Source organism: Brevibacillus panacihumi (assembly GCF_003710985.1).
In the GTDB taxonomy this organism is placed as follows: domain Bacteria; phylum Bacillota; class Bacilli; order Brevibacillales; family Brevibacillaceae; genus Brevibacillus; species Brevibacillus panacihumi.
The window spans coordinates 31,185-50,002 of record NZ_RHHT01000010.1 but is presented as its reverse complement, the minus strand read 5'-3'; the positions used below and the strand labels follow the sequence as shown (position 1 = coordinate 50,002).

The following is an 18,818-nucleotide window of genomic DNA, read 5'->3' as shown; positions in this document are numbered from 1 at the left end:
AGGCGGTTATGTAAAATTTGTCAAAATACCAAGGTGTATTCCAGAAATCGTGCGACAAAATCATTGACACGTTTGGACATCCGGACACGAAAAAACCCCTATACCGGAGTACAGGGGTTTCAAAAGAAAAAAGCCGACGTTATGGCGGACAACGTCGGCTGACAGGTGATTCGCGCTTCGCGAAACGGGCTTATATTACCTATTCGGCACGTTCTTCAAATGCCCTTCCTGATTTGGAAGAGAAATTGGATAATATACAAAGTGGGAATACTCGTAATATTTTGATTTATTTTCGGCTGCGGCCGCGCTTATCTGCATGCTTCCTGCGGGAAGATTGGCGGTCCTCACTCTCTTTCAAAAATCTGTTCAGCTTGTCTTCAAATGCTTCTCCTCGTTCACGCACGGGACGAGACGGTCTTTCCTGCTCTTTCGCCTTCTTGATCGACAACCCAATTTTTCCGTCTCTCAGATTCAGGACTTTGACAGTCACCACATCTCCTACCTTGAGGAATTGGTGGATGTCCTTGACGAAAGTATCCGCAATTTCGCTGATATGTACCAGGCCAGTCTCTCCTCCTGGAAGTTCTACAAACGCGCCGAACCTGGTGATACCCGTCACTTTCCCTTCGAGTTTGCTCCCGATCTCGACTCCCATGAGCGTGGATGTCCTCCCTCTCCTAGAAGATCCGTCGTCTATTTTATTCGGGAATTACGTAAATGCTCTCCCCTGGTTTTGTAAAGTTAAGGCGCTTTCTTGCCAGCTCTGCCATGTATTCCTGGTCATTCAGCCGACTCGCCTCGTAGGTAAGCTCCTCATTCTGCTGCTTCAATACAGCTGATTCCTGCTGGAGCACCTCCAACTCTGCCTTCTTCTGGGCCAAGACCCCGCTTTGCATGTACATGGTATAGCCAGTCCAGATAAAGCATAAAAGGATCACAAAGAAAAAGAGCCGGATCCTGCGTTTCTGTCCTTTTCGATTCGTTGGAGAGGAAACTGCCTTCTTCACTTTGCTCACCTCTGATCTTTACTCCCGTTTTCTCTTTGATGGAAACCAATTCTTCCAATTTTTCCAAAACCCTTTTGTTTGACCGAGCATTTTTTTCCCCAAATGTTGACCCCATCTGGCAAAAGGCGAAGTGACAAAACGCGTCAACTTCCACACAAACCCCATGATCCAAAGCAATACCGAGTACAAAAATGCCAGCAACATCAGGATCGCTCGGTAAAAAAACAGAATGGGGCGAACCAAAAGCGTATCAATCACAAGTAAAATGGTTCGATATAACCACTGTGAAAATTCTATCACGCGATGCAGGAAATGAATATACTTCTTACTACCTACTACGAAATACAACCACGCGCCTATAATCACTCCGAAAAAGATAGGGAAACGGATAAAACCGTCGTTCACCTTGACTAAAATCAAAAAAACTAGTGCCATACTCCCAAGCCAGAAGAGAAGGTCGCAGATAAATACGATCCAGCCTGGCAGCCTGCTTTTTCCCTTGAAGACATGATACGTATCAAATCCCATTCCCATCAAAGCCCCACACGTCAACATGGCCAATACGGTTTGAAACTGAACTCCGATGCTCACTTGAACAACTTGCCGAAGAACCCTCTCGACCGATCCCCGACCTGTCCTTGCTCCAGATAGGCCATTTCATGTACGAGACCCTCGATCGCCACTTCTCCGGTTTCCAGACTCAGATTTTTCATGTGCAAATTTTGGCCACGTATGGTTAAAAAGCCGCCTTCCGTCTCCAGGAGAAATTCCTCGCTGTCAAAGCTTTCAACGTTTTTTACCCCTGAAATCGCCAAACTGCGACGATTGATCATCACGACTTCATGCCGAGGCCGTTTTATGTGCTCATTCATGCTAACTTCCCCCCCTAAACATCCCCTTCTTGTACCATCGTATGGGAGGGGATGTCCGTTTATGAGAAGTTTTTGCGTCGAAAAGAAGCGAAAGACCCGCGGGATGAACACTCGGGCAAGTGTTGATCCTAACGGGTCTTTTCCTCATGATGCGAGTCAAGCTTATTTGTAGACGGTGTAGTTGCCGTTTACGTAGATGATGTTGTAACCGGTCCGATCCATGACAAAACGAAGCGGAATCACCGGAATATTGTTTTTCAATTGAACAGCGACAGGCAAGGTAATATTCTGACCGTTCACTGTGGCAATATTGGAGCCTACCTTGAACTGCATCGTGGTATTTCCGCTTACGATGCGAGCAGTAGAATTGTTCCAGGTGGTAGACAAACCGAGTCCATCCTTGTAGAAGGAGGCTGGCATCAATGTGTGCCCATTCACGGTATATGGAGCGGCGGTCAAGGCAAAGGTTTTGCCGCCTTTGGTATAGGAAGCGACATTTGCCTTAAAGCTGACTCCATTCAAAGCAACGATATTGATCGGACGTGCGAACAGCAGACCTTGTTCCTCAGAGGTAAAGACCGAGATGCTGTAGACGCCTGTAGTCGCCGGATTTACGATGCTCGCCGCTTCTGTCACGTTCACTTGTACAGCGGTACGTGCAGGAATGTCCTGTGATGGGTAGATAATCAGGTTTTGTCCCCGCACACCGACATAGTTGGCAGCCATTCCGTTTACGGTTACGGTGTTTGGCGCAACGTAGGCAGGTACACGGAATCCTGCAGGCATCACGATTTCGACGAAGTCCCGTCCTTTGGCCAGAGGAACGCCGAGACCTTTGATGCCCACCTGCAATCCGGCAGGTGTCGAAGCTGTAGCTCTTGTCAATGCAATCGTCGCTGTGCTGTTGTCTACTTGCACAGGAGTGACAGCTGAGGAGCCGCCGACGTCAAATTTTTTGGAACGGTAGGTTTTGCCGTCGACTTTTATGGTCATTTCGTACGTCCCTGCTGTACGCGGGTTGATCAGGTAGGCGTCTTGAGAGAATTTGATCTCCAGCGAGTTGCTGCTGGTGAATCCGCTCGGTGTGCGGAAGGATACGCGGTTTCCATTTACCGAGATATTCGACACCTGTTGCCCGTTTACCGTGACGTTGTAGCTGGAGATGACAGGTGGAACCATCTCGATGCTCGGGAATTCTACCTGGATATCGGTATTGGCATACAGCTTGGAGGACAAATCGAGATCAAACGTATAGCTTGTTCGCGCTCCGGCACTTTTGTCGGAAAGCGATACATCGAAATTCGAAGAACTGCTGCTGGATGAGGATTCCTTGATTTCGAATGTTTCGGAACGGTATGTCTTGTTGTCGTATTCGATCTCATAGGTATAGGATTTGCCTGAGGAAGAAGGGTTTACAATCCCCGCAGACGATGAGAAGTCCAGCTTCAGGGTTTTGTCCCCGTCTGCCCCGCTTGGCACTTCAATGCGAATGGTGCTGCTTCCGGATAGCGTGACTTTTTGTGCCCGCTCACCGTTTACCTTGACATCTGAACGGTCGATTTCTTTCGGAAGCATGTCCCTGCTCGGCATGGTGACATAAATATACTTTCCTTTGACCAGCTTGGAGCTCAGATTAAATTTGCCCAAAGAAACTGACGTGGTATCTCCGGCTGTGTTTTTCCCCAGAGAAACGTCAAATCGGCTGCTGCTGCTGCTCTTGCTCGAAGATTTTCCGATGGAGATTTTTTCGGAAACGGATTTTTCATTTGTGGTTTCTACACTGATTTTGTAGTCGCCTTTGCTTCCAGGGTTGGTAATGCCATCGATGGTCAGGATCAGCGACGTGTTTTTGCTGATTTTTTCCCCAAGCTCGATTGTTACTGTACGTCCGCTGACCGATACGTCATCGATGTCAATTTCATCATCGTCATCGTCCTCTAGCGTGACGTCCTTTACTTTCAACTTTTTGTCTACTTCATAGCCGGAAGGAAACTTGACAATAATTTCATCCCCGGATGAAAGAGCCTTCTCAATCGTAAATTCAATCGTATATTCAGTTTCTTCATCGGTATCTGTATCGTCAGCCGATACATCATCGATTTCAAGAGCATAAGCGGCATGGGGCAACACAACAATGGGACTGGCAAGGACCGATGTCGCCAGAAGAACAGACATGCTTTTTTTCAAACTTTTGCGCAAAAAAAACGCCTCCTTTTCCCTGCAATCTCCACTATGATAAAGAAAAGTTCGCGGGAAAGGGTTACAGACTGGTAACGATTGGGGATTATTTCACCCACATTTTGGAGAAGTCTCCCCACCCAAACGCGTCGATCGTAACGCCTTGCAGCGCGGGGTGGAACTGATCCTTGCGCTTGATATGCACGTGGAACAGCAGCCACAGCTCCTCATTTACCTTGTCCTCGATCCTGGCCAGAGCCTGCATCCTTTTTTCCCGATCAGGCAAGCGAAGCACCTGGGACAAGCTCCTTTCCACGAAAGCTCGCTTGTCATCATCCAAAAATCGGTGGACCATCGTACAGTTGTTTTTATAGACCTCGATCAAGCCCATTTCAATATCTCGCTGCAGCACTTCCCCCATCATCGCCATATCAGCCTCCAGGACCATTCGATTGGAGGGAGACAGATATTCTTCTTTTCGCAACACTTCGATGAGGAGCTGAATCCCGATCTTTCGGCATCGCTCCTGCACCCATTTCCCCTCCTGCAGATGCGTGTGCCCCTCACTGACGAAAAATGTGAGTGTTTCTCCGCGATAAGAGCTTTTCTGAAGCCAGGCTGCAGCTTCATCCAAAGATGCCTGGGGAAAAGACATCGTCCTGCTTTTCTCCGGCAGAAAGCTGCCGGCTGGCGAATATTCCCTCACCGGATTTTCCTGATCCGCTTGAAGATCGGCAATATACTCTCTGCGATCCAGTGCCAGGCGCATGGCCTTGCGAAAGGCGTAATCGTGCTGAACGCCAGAACGGTTAAAATTGAAGCCTAGGAAATAACAGCCTACCTCCTGATGCTCTACCCGCTGCTTTCCTGTTCGCCCCTCAGACGAACCCATCTCTTCGGGCAGCAGGTACCTTTTGTCCGGATAAGATGACTCCGGAACGACCCAGATCTCCACTCGATCCAACAATGCCCGCTCCCGGTAATACTCTTCGAAAGCCTCGAGAACCAGTCTTTCACTCGTAAACTCAGTCACGCGAAAGGGACCCGTACCGATGATGGAGCGTTCGGAAAAGGGGACATCGTACGGCAAGATCGACATGGCAATCGAACCGACCAGATGAAGAAAAAAACCGTTGGGTCGGCTCAGATGAAACGTGATTTTCCTTTCATGATGCTGCTCCAGCCAGAGAACATCCTCCATCTGCCATTGATAGGGGGAATCAAGCTTTTGCAGACGTTCCACGGTATAGACGACGTCTTTGCTCGAAAGCTGGCGGCCGTGATGAAAACGAACCCCTTTGCGCAGGTAAAAGGTCCAGGCGGTCATATCCTCATTGCATTCCCAAGCATAGGCGAGCAGGGGGATAAACTGCTGCTTCTGTGCGTCAAATTCAATCAAGCGATGGCAGATTTGCTGGAGGAAATGGCTCTCGGCTGCCACCGCCACATAGATCGGGTCCAGGGAGCTGAAGGCGCGTGTTCTGGGGATGCGCAGCACATCTGCACTGACCTGTGTCGTCTTGTCCTCGTGGAGACCAAACTGATTGTTCCATACATCCTGCAGTACGCGCTTTGCCGCAACAGGCATCCGTGGATGATTGATCAATCCCACTGCTTCCCCTACTTTGCCATCCGTAAGCAATTTCTTGAAATGCTCCGTCAAAAAATCGGTCGTATCGCACAGGATCTCCAATGTGGAAGGATTGCCTCGCCCCACGCCCGCCTTCCAGCGAAGCAAGCCCTCGCTTTCCCATTTGCGCAGGATCAGTTTCACGTTGCGGGGAGTACATGAAAGAAGTCGGGACAACTCCTCTATCTTCATCACCTGTTCATGCCCGCGCTCCCAATCGTTCAGCCCCCACAGCATTTGCATGAAGTGTTCATTGCTTTTCACAAGCCTCACCGTTCCCTTAGCAAAAAGGTGAAATTACTCCTTTGTATTTGCACTTTTTCTTCCTCTTTTATTCCGTAACAATGATAGCAGAGAGAAAGGAGAAATGCATATGGGCTTTCTACAATTGCATCCGAACATTCGCATACGCATTATTACTTCTTTTTTGACCCGTGTCGTCGGGACGATGATTTTTCCCTTTATGGCGATTTACTTTTCCGACAAGCTGGGGCAGGCTTTGGCCGGATTTCTCTTGTTTGCGACGATCTGCGCGCAGATCCTGACAAGTTTTTACGGGGGGTATATCGCGGATCGCTGGGGTCGAAAAAAGGTGCTGGTCTACGGACAACTCATTCAATGCGGTGCCTTCACAATGATGACGCTCGCCAATTCACCGCTTCTGGACTCTGCCTGGCTGACGTTCGCCATGATGCTTTTGCAAAGCGCCAGCAACGGTTTGATCAACCCCGCCGCTGACGCCATGCTGATCGATGTCAGCACCAAAGAAAACCGGACCTTTATGTACAGCATCAGCTACTGGGCTTCCAACCTGTCGATTGCCATCGGTTCGGTATTTGGCGGACTTTACTTTGCGACACATCGCTTTGAACTGCTGCTCGCACTCACACTCGTCGGTTTTGTCACCCTGATCATTACACGCTTTTTCATGCAGGAGTCGTATCAGCCTACCCGGCAGACTTCCCTGCCTGCGGGCAGCAGGCTGCTGGCGGATTTGGTAAAGAGCTACAAAAAGGTGCTCCAGGATCGGCGTTTTCTCCTGTACTCACTCGGGGGACTCTTCATTTTTGCTCTTGAGTTTCAGACATCCAATTACATTGCCGTGCGCCTGTCGCAAGAATTCCAGACGCAGACCCTGCAATTTTTCGACTGGTTCGCCCTGGAAATCACGGGAATTAAAGTGTTTAGCCTGATTCAATTGGAGAACACCTTGCTGGTGGTGTGCCTGTCCTTGCTGGTGACCAAGCTGATCGGCAAAACACGCCCAGCCACTGCGATGTATATTGGAGCACTGCTGTACATCTTCGGCTACGCCGTCACCACGTACAGCAACTCCCTTTGGGTGATCGTCCTCACCATGTTTCTGGCAACTGTAGGAGAGTTGATGCATATTCCGACCCGGCAAACCTACCTGGCCGAGATCGTGCGCGACGATGCCAGAAGCTCGTACATGGCGGTAAATGGCCTCGTGCTCCAAGGGGCGAAGCTGAGTGGAGCCATTGGGATCAGCTTGGGCGCCTTTCTCCCCTCTTACGGCATGGCTTTATTATTCGCGGGATTGGGTGTCATGGGCTTATTGCTCGTCCGTCTCGTGGTTCGCGGGTTGGAGCGGGAGAATAGCATGAAGGAAGCTGCCTGACACGCGGGCAGCTTCCTTCCTTTGTTATTACTGTTCAGCCAAGCTTTCCAGAATGGCGTCTCCCTTTTTTCCTACCTTTACATACGCAAACCTGGCATTTCTTTCGACTTCCAGGCCGGTGCCTTCCGGGACAAAATAACTTTCGATCCCATACTCCACCTGTGACGAGCCAAGCGTCGTTCCATTGATGATCACATCGTCAGGCTGTGCCTGATATTCGCGGTTCCAAGCACCGTCCAACTCGAAATAACCACTGTAACCGTACACACCATCAGCCTGCTTTCGCAACACGACACGAATGTTTTCTCCATGCGGCAGATCTTCGCTATCCAATCTGGAGATCGTGTATCTCAGCTGGACATAATCGCCTTGCAACAGAGAACGCGGATCGACCGGCTGCAGCTCCAGCTTGACGAGCGTGCCTTGCGCCAGAATGGTCTCGCTGCTCCAGACCTGGTAGCCGACAATCACCAATTGAAGCAGGATGACAGGCACGAGCAGCAGACGCTTGACAGCAACAATCGGCGGCTTTTCCGACGTCCCTTCGTATTTTGCACGACGATCCAGCCACCCGCTGACAGCGAAAAATACGAGGCTCAACAGTAAGAGACTGAGCGACTTGTGCAACAGGCTCCAGACAAAGTCGTAGTATTTCATTGCGAGAAACGCAAACCAAAATGCGAGTGTAATCCCAAATTCCCAGCTTCCCCGCTGACGCTGCAACGTCCAGTACAGCAAAAAGGTACTGAGAGCAAAAAAGCCCAGGTTGGAGACCAGAAGGAGCGTCCCGCGATCAGACCATTCCGTCAGCAGCAGCAGGAAGAACAGGGCGTAGCTTAACGATGTGTTTCGCAGTACTGGCGACCCCCGCCACAGGACATACATCCCCATCTGAAACACGAACAGCAGCAGCATGACCCACTCGTGCGGGAATATATCGTACAACTCGATGCCAAGCACGACGAGGAAGGTAAACTGCGTCAGCAGCCTCCCCGCTACGCTCGGAAGGATAAACCACACCACGGCGACGATGATCAGGAAAAGTATCCAGACCCCGTTTTCCAAAAATATCGCCGAGGACGCCCCCATCAGATAGCCCATCATCAGCAGGGTATAGCGAACCGTGGCATTCATCCCTTTATACAGGACAACCGGACCCAAAAAGCCGACCACGGAGAGAAAAAAGGTGAAATAGAGCACCGCAGTCGAATCCGAAAACACCAGAAACATGAATCCCGTGATCGAGACCGAGGCGATCAGGGAAGCCACTGTGGTGACGAGCACCATGAAGGCCTCCTGAAAAAAACGCAGCCACATGCTCTCCTGGCGATTGGAGGATTTGAGCCATTTGATTGCCACAACCGCTCCCCATACAAGCAGCCCGGCTACCAGCAGACTGAGGAGAAAAAACCCTTCCGAGTAATACTCGAACATGTACCAAAAGAAGTTGGCGATGACAAACAGGGCGAGGAGGGCCGATTTGGCCACCAGCAGACCGCGGTTAGGCATCCATTTCAAAAACAGATAAAACAAGGCCGCGCCAACCAGCATGTAAAGAAGCTCCGGGAAGGGGCCGTATACCTCCACAAAAGAGGAGCAAAAAAGCGCAAGAGAGAAGACGGCAAAAGACAAATATTGAATCGCCCTGGATTGCAGGCGCTGGGTATACGTCAACCAGAAAAGAACAAAATCCAAAAGGCCGATGATCCAAAAGATCATGAACCACCAGGCATCCTCCCGGGTGACATGGACGACTGAAGGGTCGAGGAAGAACCAAAGGGCCAGGTGGGCAAGCACAAAACTGATGACATAAAAGGGCTGATAACGCGTCAACAACGAAAAGAGCAGGCTCGGAATCAGCCAAACGACAAACAGCATGTAGCTGTCAGCGTGGGAATTGTAAATTTGCCCCAGCAAGGCGACACTGACGCCGAATGAAAGACAGCCCGCGAGCAACAGCCAGTTGCTGATAAACGAATGCCTTTTCAACAGGTAAGCGACCAGGTAGGAAACCAGGTAAAAGAGAATCAATACTGATACGCTGATCCCGATTTTACCCCAGCGATCCATTGCCGGCCAATTTGAAGCAAAAAAATACAGGAGTGCAGACAGAAGAAGTGAAATCGCGAGCAAATACCCCAGACGTACGACATTACCGTTCATACCGATCACTCCTTTCCTTCTGTAATTCACTCACCCTCATTATATTCTTTTTCTTGCCTAAAAAAGAAGAGGCTGCAAAAACACTGCCTCTTCCTTCTCCACGCCTTATCCCTTGAGGTAGGCATCTTCTTCTTTTTCATCACGCGGCACAGGTACTTCTCCCAATACGCGATACAGAGATGCTGCCTCTTCCTTGCGCGGATTTTCCTTGATATCCTCTACTTGCACGGTCACGATCTTCTGACCGAAGCGAATCGCCAGCTTGTCGCCGATTTTGACATTGCTGGATGCCTTGGCGGGGCGATCATTGATTTCCACCCGCGCTTTGTCGCACACCTCTTTTGCCAGCGTACGCCGTTTGATCAGGCGTGATACTTTCAGATATTTATCGAGCCTCACTGCACTTCTCCCCCTTTTTCGCGGTGCTTGGCTTCCTCCCACCACTTGTCCATCTCTTGCAGGTCCGTCTCATCGAAGGAGCGTCCTGTCTCTTTCAATTTGCTTTCGATATAGGAAAAACGCCGTTTGAATTTCTTGTTGGTCATCGCGAGCGCTTCTTCCGGGTCGAGCTTGAGAAAACGAGCCAGGTTGACGACGGCGAAAAGCAGATCGCCCAGTTCTTCTGCCCGATCCTGCTCGGATGCTTCCCTCAGCTCGCGGTACTCCTCTTCGATCTTGCCGTAAACATCTGCCACATCGTCCCAGTCAAAACCGATCTGAGCGGCTTTCTTCTGCAGCTTGTAGGCGTACATCAATGCCGGCAAGTCGCGCGGAATCCCAGCCAATTGCGATTGGTTGGCCACGTCGATTCCCTTCGCTGCCTTTTCCTGTGCTTTGATCTCCTGCCAGTTGGCCAGTGCCTCTACAGCGTCATCGGCATGCTTTTCGCCAAATACATGCGGATGACGGCGAACCAGCTTTTCATTCAGTCCGGCGACGACATCCTCCACGGTAAAATAGCCGTCCTCAGCAGCCATCTGCGAGTGGAGCATGATCTGCATCAACAAATCGCCCAATTCCTCGCACATCGCATCCGGATCCTCATCGTCTATGGTCTCGAGGACTTCATAGGTTTCTTCGATCAGGTTTTTGCGGATACTTTGATGCGTCTGCTCGCGATCCCACGGGCAGCCTTCCGGACTGCGCAGAATCGCCACAATCTCCTTCAGATAAGAAAACTGCCGGTACCAGATCCGCTCTTCTCTCGCTGGCGGCACGTAGACCAATGACAGGTTGCCGAAGTGATCGAGACGATCCAATTCGTAGAGCGGCACCGTCTCGATCCGCTCCTGCCCGGCTACGCCGACTGCCGTCGCTGCCGTCACCGGATAATCATCAGGCAGGACGTCCATCAGCGTCAGCTTGACATCGGACGCAATCATCGGATCGTATACCTGCGCGATGATCGTATGTAAGCCAGGCGATACTTGATCTGCCTTGAGTGCAGTCCCGTCCAGCAGGGCAAATCCTTCGATCGGATCGATTTTTAGTCGTGCAAATAGGGGATCGAGAAAGCTTTGCCCACCCATGATCTCGATCTGGATGCCCTGAGCATCCCCTTTTTCCAGCAGGAGCTGTACGGTACGCTCTGCGACCAGCGGATGACCGGGAACGGCATAGACGATATCGCCATCCTTTTCCGCGGCCGCTAACAATTGCCGGGCAATCTCCTCATACACCTCAGCAAAAGAATCGTACTTCTCGTAGACATCATCATAAGAGGCGAAAGCGACTCCTTCTGCTGCCAATTGCGCGACGACAGGGTGTTCACGCGTCCGCAGGAAAAGGTTTTTGGCCTCTTTCAGCTTGCGGTAGATACCATAAGGTAGTTGGTCGAGATCGCCTGCCCCCAAGCCCAATACCGTGATCGTGCTTCTCTTTTTATCCACTCGTCACATCTCCTTATATGTTCTCGACATGGTCCTTGCTGGGCGGCAACAGACGGAATCGGGTGAGGAAGGCAGAGATTCGCTTCCCTTTGGGCAAATAGAGAATGTCTCCTCTGGTCAAGCCGCCTGTCTTCAACAGCGCCAACAGATAGACGAGGGCTCCTGCACCGACGGCTACCAGACCAACCATGGTATGGAACAGGCGCTCTGACTTGATTACGCCGCCCAAAAGCGCATAGCCGCCCCATTCCACTACCAGGACGACAATCGCCATCACCAGCACGGACAGGAAGGGTCTAAGCGCTGTTTGGCGCCAACTGATCTTCGCACCTGTATATTTTTTCACGCCAAGTACATTGAGGCCCATCGCCACGAAGTAAGCCAATACCGTAGACAAGGCTGCGCCTGTAATGCCCCAGAAAGGAACGAGCAGCAAGTTGAACACCAGCTTGACCACAACTCCAATCAGCAGATTGCGGGCAGGGCGCATGACTCTGCCCAAGCCCTGCAAAATTCCCGCACTGGCGATGCTTAAAGTAGCGAACGCGATCGTCAGGGACTGCACCGCGATCGCCTGCGTCCCATTGCTGTCCCCGTACAGCATGACATTGACGGGTTCTGCCAGCAAAGCCAGTCCGACCGATGCCGGAAGCCCCAACAAAAAGGTGAGGCGAATGGCAATCTCGGAACGGGTAGCAATTAACTGGTGCTGGCGCTGGGCAGCTGCTTCGCTAATCGCCGGAACCAATGCCAACGATAGAGAGGTCGCAAAAAAGGTGCCAAACTGAATCAGCGGCTGACTGCGGTCAAACGCCCCCTTCATCACCTTCGCCAAATGCTCCTCCATCCCGCTCCACTGCAGCATATTGATGACGGTGATCGAATCGACCAGGGGGATCAGCGGCAGCACCAATGCACCAATACAGATGGGCAGCGCATACCGCAACAGACTTGCCAGCACCTGACGATTGCTCCACGCAGGGTTGTTCGCGGATGGAGCGTCGCCCTCATCCACTGGCGTGTCGGCGTACAGGGCAGGATTGTTCTTCTTGTCCCGCCTCCAATACCACAAGAGGACGAGCACTGCAGCCACTCCCCCGGGAAAGGCAGCGAAGACAGCCCCAGTACCCGCGAGGTAAGCATCCTCATGGATATAGATCGCCCAGTAAGCAGCCAGCAGAATGAAAACAACCCGGATCAATTGCTCCATGACTTGGGAGACGCCCGTCGGCATCATGTTTTGATGTCCCTGAAAATAACCGCGCAGTATCGCTACCATCGGCAGCAGCGGCAGCGACCATGCAACTGCCCGCAGCGGTGTAGTCAGGTGATCGTCACCCATGAAATCCGCAATAAACGGCGCTCCGCCAAATAAAAGCAGGAAGAAAAAGAGCCCAAGTATCAATAAAGCGACGCTCGCGACGCGAAAAGACCTGCGTGCTCCCTGCACATCACCGATCGCCGTGCGTTCCGATACAATCTTGGAGATCGCGATCGGAAAGCCCGCTGTAGCCAGAATCAACAAGGTGGTATACAACGGGTAGACTTGCATATAGACGTACAAACCGATATCGCCGGCAATATTTTGATACGGAATGCGGTATACCGCTCCTAAAAGTTTGGAGACGAGACCGGCAACCCCAAGAATCGCGGCGCCTTTCACAAACAGTAAAGATGTCTTCTCCTGAGCCATAGACGTGAATGTTCTCCTCTCCAACCAGAAACTTCGTTCATTATATCACATGCCTTTGCGTAAGAAAAAAGCGCCAGGCAAGGTCTGCAAACAAAAAAGCAGCCCCGCGCATAAGAGGGCTGCTTCCTTGTGATACAGGCCAAACCTACTGCTCCATCTGCTTCGCCAGGAAGCCTGCTGCTGTCTCGGCCATCTTCATTTCGAGATCGCTCATTTTGGTCGATTCATTCTTGTTCAGAAGAATGACGGACCCGATAGGATCACCGCCTGCGACAATCGGTGCGACAACGAACGAACCGTAAGTCTCGCTAACATCACGACAAATCTCATATGTTCCAGCATTTTTCTCCAACCGCGTTTTGCGTTCCTCCAGGCTCTTCTCTACAATGCTGCCAATCGACTTTTCCAGATATTCCTTTTTGGAAGCCCCAGCTACTGCGATTACGCTGTCTCGGTCTGAAATCAACACAGTATGGTTCAGGCTCTCGTACAGAGAGTCAGCGTATTCTTTTGCAAAATCACCAAGTTCTCCAATGGGCGAATACTTCTTGAGAATGACTTCTCCGTCACGGTCCACGAAAATCTCAAGCGGGTCCCCTTCACGAATGCGCAGTGTACGGCGAATCTCCTTAGGAATCACGACCCTACCGAGGTCGTCAATTCGACGAACGATACCAGTTGCTTTCATGTCTTGTTGCCTCGCTTTCCTAAGAGAAGTGGGTAGTGAATAGGTGCTTGGTGGTTGGATACCTGTATTTTTTCCTGAAATTCTAATTTTACCTATGCGTATGGGCAGCAACTTTTTCCTTTTTTCCAGCCTTTTCTCGGTTACTCTCCCCCGGGCGGTAGCGAGTGAGTATAGTATTTGTTCCCGTTTCAGGAATATGCGAGAAAACGGAAAAACAGGGAGTTGTGATCACCCCCTGTTTTTCTGATTACTTCGTAGCTGGTTGTTTTGGCTCAGGAATATGGTAAGCGACGACCAGCTTGTCCAGCTCGCTGTTGCTAAATGTATCGTATGCTCTCTCGAGGGCAACTCCGCGGAGCTGTTCCTTCATCTCGTCAAAGGTTTTTTCCTTGCGGTTTTCCACTTTCACGATGTGGTAGCCGTAATTCGTTTTTACAGGAGGCCCTACTTCTCCGATCGGTTGTTTCAAGGCAGCCTCTTTGAATTCTGGCACCCATTGCGTCACCATCGTATCGGCATACAGACCGCCGTTCTCTTTACTGCCTGGGTCATCGGTGAATTCTGTCGCCAGCTTGGCAAAGTCTTCGCCCTTTTTCAGACGAGCTTCCAGGTCTTGTGCCAGCTTAAGCGCCTCTTCTTGTGAACGGGTCTCGGTGGAGATCAGGATGTGGCGTACGGAAGCAACGGTCCGGTTTGCCGGATCCAGCGCATCATATTCTTTCTTCAGCTCAGGATCTCCGATCTCTTTCTTCAGAACATTGATCGAATTATTGATAATGGTCATTTGGTCGACGATCATCTCTTTCGATACAGCTTGCCCTTCCATGAACTTGTCAAATTTGGCCTCGTCTTTTCCAAAGAACGCCAGATACTGCCCTTTGATTTTTTCAAAGGTTTGTTCTGCCATATCCTTGGATTCCTTTTTGACGGCGTCATCTGCGCGGTCAGACAGGATCTTGGTCGCGGTATATTCACGAGCAAACGCTTTGAGCTCGTCTTTGCCTGCGACCTCTATCATGCCGCCTTGCTGCGGGTTCATGAAATTGATGACACGCAAGAACGTCTCGAACTCCTTGCCTGTCATCTTGCCGCCCTGATACTCCACAATGGTCGCATCGGGTTCAACGGTAAACGGCATATCGAGCTTCGGGAATTGGGCAAGCGGATCGTTAGGATCCTCTGCCTTCTGTTCGTTTTGTCCGGCACCCGTCTGATTGGACGGCGTATTGCCGGCGCCTTGCTCGCTTTCTTTTGCATTCCCGCATCCGGTCAACAACGCAAAAGTCAATGCAACTGTAGATAAAATCGCCAAAGAACGGTTCATTTTCATCGTTTGGATCTCCTTTTCCGGCAAGCTCGCAGTCTTAGGAGACTGGGCTTTCCTTACCAGTGTCTTTGCGCACCTGGTGAAATTGCCGCAGCAGTTTTTCAACCAACTGAACGCCCTCATCCTCTTGCAACCCTTTTACTTTAACAGTAATCACAATCTGTTGTCCACCGAACAGACCTACCCGTCTGCCCCAACCGCTGGTCATCGCGAACAAAGCTCCGCCGTCGATGTTCTCATTTTGGCTTGGATGCAGATACAATTTGATCTCATCCGGATTTTTTTGACTGATCTCTGTGATGTGATGCTGCAAGGCATAGACGCGCAATCGGGATATCGTCAACAGATTCTCCACTGGCTTCGGTATGGTGCCAAATCGATCCAGCAGCTCTTCGGAAAGATCCTCCACATCTTCCAGAGAAGATACAGCGACGAATTTTTTGTACATCTCGATTTTTTGGCGGCTGTCCGTGATATACAGCGAAGGAAGATACGCATCCAGCTGCAGATTGATCTCGACTGGCGTAACGATTTCTTGTTTGGCTTCGCCTTTCAGCTCATCAATGGCTTCCTTCAGCATCTGGCTGTACAGGTCAAAACCGACGGAGTTGATAAAGCCGTGCTGCTCCGCCCCGAGCAAGTTACCAGCTCCACGGATGGACAAGTCGCGCATGGCGATCTTGAAGCCCGAGCCCAGCTCGGTAAACTCTTTGATGGCTTGCAGGCGCTTCTCTGCTACCTCCGTCAGGACCTTGTCACGCTGATAGGTGAAATACGCATAAGCGATCCGGTTGGAACGGCCAACCCGTCCACGCAGCTGATACAGCTGGGACAAGCCCATTTTGTCAGCATTGTAGATGATCAGCGTATTGACGTTGGGGATGTCCACGCCGGTCTCGATGATGGTCGTACTCACCAGCACATCGTAATTTCCTTCGAGAAAATCGAGGATGACTGCCTCCAGCTCACTCTCGTTCATCTGGCCGTGCGCGACGGCAATTCGCGCATCAGGGACAAGCATCGAGATCTGCTCGGCCATCTGCTCGATGCCCTGCACCTGGTTGTAGAGAAAGAACACCTGTCCGTCGCGTGCTAATTCCCGTTCGATCGCCTCGCGCACGAGGGCCGGGCTGTAGTCCATGACGTAGGTTTGCACCGGAAAACGGTTTTCCGGCGGCGTCTCGATGACTGACAGATCCCGCACGCCCAGCATGGACATATGCAAGGTCCGAGGAATAGGGGTAGCCGTCAAGGTGATGACGTCTACATTGGTTTTCATCTGCTTCAGCTTTTCCTTGTGGCTGACGCCAAAGCGCTGCTCTTCATCCACAATCAACAGACCCAGATCGCGGAACGTCAGGTCTTTGGACAGAAGCCGATGTGTCCCGATGACGACATCTACGGTGCCTTCCTTCAGCCCCTTCAGTGTTGCGTTTTGTTCCTTGCGCGAGCGGAAGCGGCTCAGCACCTCGACGCGAATCGGGTAGTCGGCAAAACGCTCACGGAAGGTTTCATAATGCTGCTGGGCCAGAATGGTCGTCGGCACCAACACAGCGACCTGCTTGCCGTCCATGACAGATTTGAAAGCCGCGCGAATCGCGACCTCTGTCTTTCCGTAGCCAACGTCCCCACATACAAGACGATCCATCGGCCGCCTGCGTTCCATGTCGGCCTTGACCTCGCTGATCGCGCGCAGCTGGTCCGGCGTCTCTTGATACGGAAACATCGCTTCGAACTCGCGCTGCTCCAGCGTATCTGGAGAAAAGGCATGGCCCACTGCCGCTTCCCGGGAAGCGTACAGCTTGATCAGATCTTCCGCAATGTCCTTGACAGAGGATTGGACCTTATTTTTGACGCGCTTCCAGTCATTTCCGCCCAGACTGTAAATTTTCGGCTGAGCTTCTTCGCTCGCCACGTATTTCTGCACGTGGTCGATCTGGTCGATCGGCACGAAAAGGCTGTCTCCTGCCGCGTATTGAATATGCAGGTAATCTTTATGAATTCCGAGTATTTCCTTGGTTTCGATCCCGAGATACTTCCCGATCCCGTGATTCACGTGGACGACGTAATCGCCGGGCTTCAGCTCCAGGTAATTTTTGATGCGCTCGGCATTGCTCATCGTCTGCTGGACTTTGCGGGCCTTGCGCTGTTTTGCCGTAAAGACCTCGCCCTCTGTAATGACGACCAGCTTGTTTAGCGGCAGCTCAAAACCGGATTGCAGGTTGCCCAAAATAATGGTCGGGCGGCCGGGTGGAACCGTTTCCACGGAATCAAGCAGCAGATCGGCTTCCATCTCATAATCGTGCAAAACGCGTTCCAGCCGCTTCGCCCGCTCTGCATCAGCCGCAACGAAGATAATCTGATCCTGCGACTTCTTCCAACGGGCCAGCTCTGTTTTCAGCACGTTCATTTGACCATGGAAATTTTGCATGCTGCGGCAGGTCAAATTCACGATATTTTGCGGCTGTGTTTTCGGCGATTGTCTCAAGAAGAGGGACAGGTGGATCATCTGGCGCTTTTTGGATGAGAGCAATTCATCATACGAACGGGACAGCGTCAGGTTGGCCATGTAATCACCTTGCATGATTCGCCCTGTCAGCCATTCCCCTTCTTCCTTTTGCAGCTGTGCCGCCGTATCGATTACGCGGGTAGGTTCGTCCATGATCAGCAAGGTATTGGCTGGCATGTACGAAAGCAGTGTGTCCTCCGTTGGGTAGATGACGGAGATGTACGCGAACAGGTGGGGAAAACGCTGTCCCTGAGCCATCCGTTCGACATCCGAACCGATTCGTTCGACGACCTTTTCCTTGGCAGCGCCATCCTTGAGCTTGGCGACCGTCTCACCCAGCTTTTGCTCCAATCGGACGGCTGATTCCTGCAAAAGAGGCGTCGACACGATCATTTCTTTTGCAGGCCCCAGCAGATAGCTTTGCACAGAGGTCAACGATCGTTGTGTCGCCATGTCAAACATGCGGATGGAATCGATCTCGACATCGAACAATTCGATCCGCACCGGCCACTCGGAGTCGATCGGGTACAGGTCAATAATCCCCCCGCGAACGCTCATTTCCCCTTTGCGCTCCACCATGTCCACCCGCTCATAGCCAAGCTCAATACAGCGCAGCAGGAACGATTCGATGTCCAGTTCCTCGCCCACTTTCAGCTCGATCTGAGCTTGTTTCCATACATGCGGCGGCACTACCAGGCGGCGCAAACCGGCAAAAGGCGCAACCAAAAAACCCGTAAAGCCTTGGGCCAAACGGTTGAATACGTGAATGCGCTGCGCAAGCATCTCGGGGCTGGCGATCGCCAATTCAGAACCGATCAGCTCATTGCCGGGATACAGCAGCACTTGATCAGCAGGGACTAGCTCGATCAAATCTTCATATACTTTTTGCGCCTGATACATATTGTGCGTGACGACGCAAACTGGTCGATCGCTCATTTGCTTTAGAGCGACCATAAAGGCCTGTCTAGCTGAGCCAGCCAAACCGGAAACCAACTGCTCGCTCAAGCCTTGTTCCAATCCAGCCACAATCGTCCCGACATTGACGTCCTGTTTTATCGGGTTAATGATGACTTGCATTCACTAATCCCCTCTCTAGTTCTTCTGTCGTAAAGCATATTTCAATCTCCCTAATCATCACAAGAGATGGGGATCTGGATCAACCATGCGAAAAGAAGCCTTAGCTCCCCAAGCTAAGGCCTTGTCAATACAAGCCTTATACGTAA

General features: G+C 51.3%; 14 protein-coding genes. 1 reads left to right on the top strand and 13 read right to left on the bottom strand.

Going from position 1 to position 18,818, the window contains the following annotated elements; translation table 11 throughout:
- Positions 1 to 286 precede the first annotated feature (286 nt).
- The 6 genes from EDM58_RS06520 to EDM58_RS06495 all read right to left on the bottom strand — a co-directional run bounded on the left by EDM58_RS06520 (position 287) and on the right by EDM58_RS06495 (position 5,951).
- Complete coding sequence (locus EDM58_RS06520; protein WP_122912620.1) at positions 287 to 655, bottom strand: S1 RNA-binding domain-containing protein; 369 nt, start codon at positions 653 to 655, stop codon at positions 287 to 289.
- Positions 656 to 698: 43 nt separating this feature from the next.
- On the bottom strand, positions 699 to 1,016 hold the full coding sequence (locus tag EDM58_RS06515; RefSeq protein ID WP_023558891.1) for an FtsB family cell division protein: 318 nt from the start codon (positions 1,014 to 1,016) through the stop codon (positions 699 to 701).
- Positions 1,017 to 1,025: 9 nt separating this feature from the next.
- Positions 1,026 to 1,598, bottom strand: coding sequence for a spore cortex biosynthesis protein YabQ (gene yabQ, locus EDM58_RS06510; protein WP_122912619.1), 573 nt, complete (start codon positions 1,596 to 1,598; stop codon positions 1,026 to 1,028).
- Complete coding sequence (gene yabP, locus EDM58_RS06505; protein ID WP_023558893.1) at positions 1,595 to 1,879, bottom strand: sporulation protein YabP; 285 nt, start codon at positions 1,877 to 1,879, stop codon at positions 1,595 to 1,597. Before yabP ends, yabQ begins: the two co-directional genes overlap by 4 nt.
- A 162-nt stretch (positions 1,880 to 2,041) precedes the next feature.
- The gene (locus EDM58_RS06500; protein ID WP_122912618.1) at positions 2,042 to 4,078 is read right to left on the bottom strand and encodes a copper amine oxidase N-terminal domain-containing protein; all 2,037 of its coding nucleotides are present in this window, start codon (positions 4,076 to 4,078) and stop codon (positions 2,042 to 2,044) included.
- Positions 4,079 to 4,163: 85 nt separating this feature from the next.
- On the bottom strand, positions 4,164 to 5,951 hold the full coding sequence (locus EDM58_RS06495; RefSeq protein WP_122912617.1) for an SgrR family transcriptional regulator: 1,788 nt from the start codon (positions 5,949 to 5,951) through the stop codon (positions 4,164 to 4,166).
- Positions 5,952 to 6,060: 109 nt separating this feature from the next.
- On the opposite strand from EDM58_RS06495, the gene EDM58_RS06490 reads away from it, so the two are divergent.
- On the top strand, positions 6,061 to 7,326 hold the full coding sequence (locus tag EDM58_RS06490; protein WP_122912616.1) for an MDR family MFS transporter: 1,266 nt from the start codon (positions 6,061 to 6,063) through the stop codon (positions 7,324 to 7,326).
- 27 nt (positions 7,327 to 7,353) lie between these two features.
- Here the strand turns inward: EDM58_RS06490 and EDM58_RS06485 are convergent, their stop codons facing one another.
- From EDM58_RS06485 to mfd, 7 genes are all read right to left on the bottom strand, one after another.
- On the bottom strand, positions 7,354 to 9,489 hold the full coding sequence (locus tag EDM58_RS06485; protein ID WP_122912615.1) for a GDYXXLXY domain-containing protein: 2,136 nt from the start codon (positions 9,487 to 9,489) through the stop codon (positions 7,354 to 7,356).
- A 105-nt stretch (positions 9,490 to 9,594) separates the two neighbouring features.
- Positions 9,595 to 9,888, bottom strand: coding sequence for an RNA-binding S4 domain-containing protein (locus tag EDM58_RS06480; RefSeq protein ID WP_122912614.1), 294 nt, complete (start codon positions 9,886 to 9,888; stop codon positions 9,595 to 9,597).
- The gene (gene yabN / locus EDM58_RS06475; protein WP_122912613.1) at positions 9,885 to 11,378 is read right to left on the bottom strand and encodes a bifunctional methyltransferase/pyrophosphohydrolase YabN; all 1,494 of its coding nucleotides are present in this window, start codon (positions 11,376 to 11,378) and stop codon (positions 9,885 to 9,887) included. Before yabN ends, EDM58_RS06480 begins: the two co-directional genes overlap by 4 nt.
- A 13-nt stretch (positions 11,379 to 11,391) precedes the next feature.
- Positions 11,392 to 13,071, bottom strand: a complete 1,680-nt coding sequence (locus EDM58_RS06470) for a putative polysaccharide biosynthesis protein (RefSeq protein WP_122912612.1) — start codon at positions 13,069 to 13,071, stop codon at positions 11,392 to 11,394.
- Positions 13,072 to 13,216: 145 nt separating this feature from the next.
- Positions 13,217 to 13,759 (bottom strand): stage V sporulation protein T, encoded by a 543-nt coding sequence (gene spoVT / locus EDM58_RS06465; protein WP_023558900.1) that lies wholly within the window; start codon positions 13,757 to 13,759, stop codon positions 13,217 to 13,219.
- Positions 13,760 to 14,006: 247 nt separating this feature from the next.
- Positions 14,007 to 15,083 (bottom strand): peptidylprolyl isomerase, encoded by a 1,077-nt coding sequence (locus EDM58_RS06460; protein WP_122912638.1) that lies wholly within the window; start codon positions 15,081 to 15,083, stop codon positions 14,007 to 14,009.
- Between the two features lie 40 nt (positions 15,084 to 15,123).
- Positions 15,124 to 18,672: a transcription-repair coupling factor gene (gene mfd / locus EDM58_RS06455; RefSeq protein WP_122912611.1), complete on the bottom strand. Its 3,549-nt coding sequence runs from the start codon at positions 18,670 to 18,672 to the stop codon at positions 15,124 to 15,126.
- Positions 18,673 to 18,818: the final 146 nt, after the last annotated feature.

Bases quoted from the DNA above. Each gene is read 5' to 3' on its own strand.
- EDM58_RS06485 (WP_122912615.1), bottom strand. From the start codon at position 9,489: ATGAACGGTAATGTCGTACGTCTGGGGTATTTGCTCGCGATTTCACTT.
- yabP (WP_023558893.1), bottom strand. From the start codon at position 1,879: ATGAATGAGCACATAAAACGGCCTCGGCATGAAGTCGTGATGATCAAT.
- EDM58_RS06470 (WP_122912612.1), bottom strand. From the start codon at position 13,071: ATGGCTCAGGAGAAGACATCTTTACTGTTTGTGAAAGGCGCCGCGATT.
- EDM58_RS06460 (WP_122912638.1), bottom strand. From the start codon at position 15,083: ATGAACCGTTCTTTGGCGATTTTATCTACAGTTGCATTGACTTTTGCG.
- spoVT (WP_023558900.1), bottom strand. From the start codon at position 13,759: ATGAAAGCAACTGGTATCGTTCGTCGAATTGACGACCTCGGTAGGGTC.
- EDM58_RS06520 (WP_122912620.1), bottom strand. From the start codon at position 655: ATGGGAGTCGAGATCGGGAGCAAACTCGAAGGGAAAGTGACGGGTATC.
- EDM58_RS06490 (WP_122912616.1), top strand. From the start codon at position 6,061: ATGGGCTTTCTACAATTGCATCCGAACATTCGCATACGCATTATTACT.
- mfd (WP_122912611.1), bottom strand. From the start codon at position 18,672: ATGCAAGTCATCATTAACCCGATAAAACAGGACGTCAATGTCGGGACG.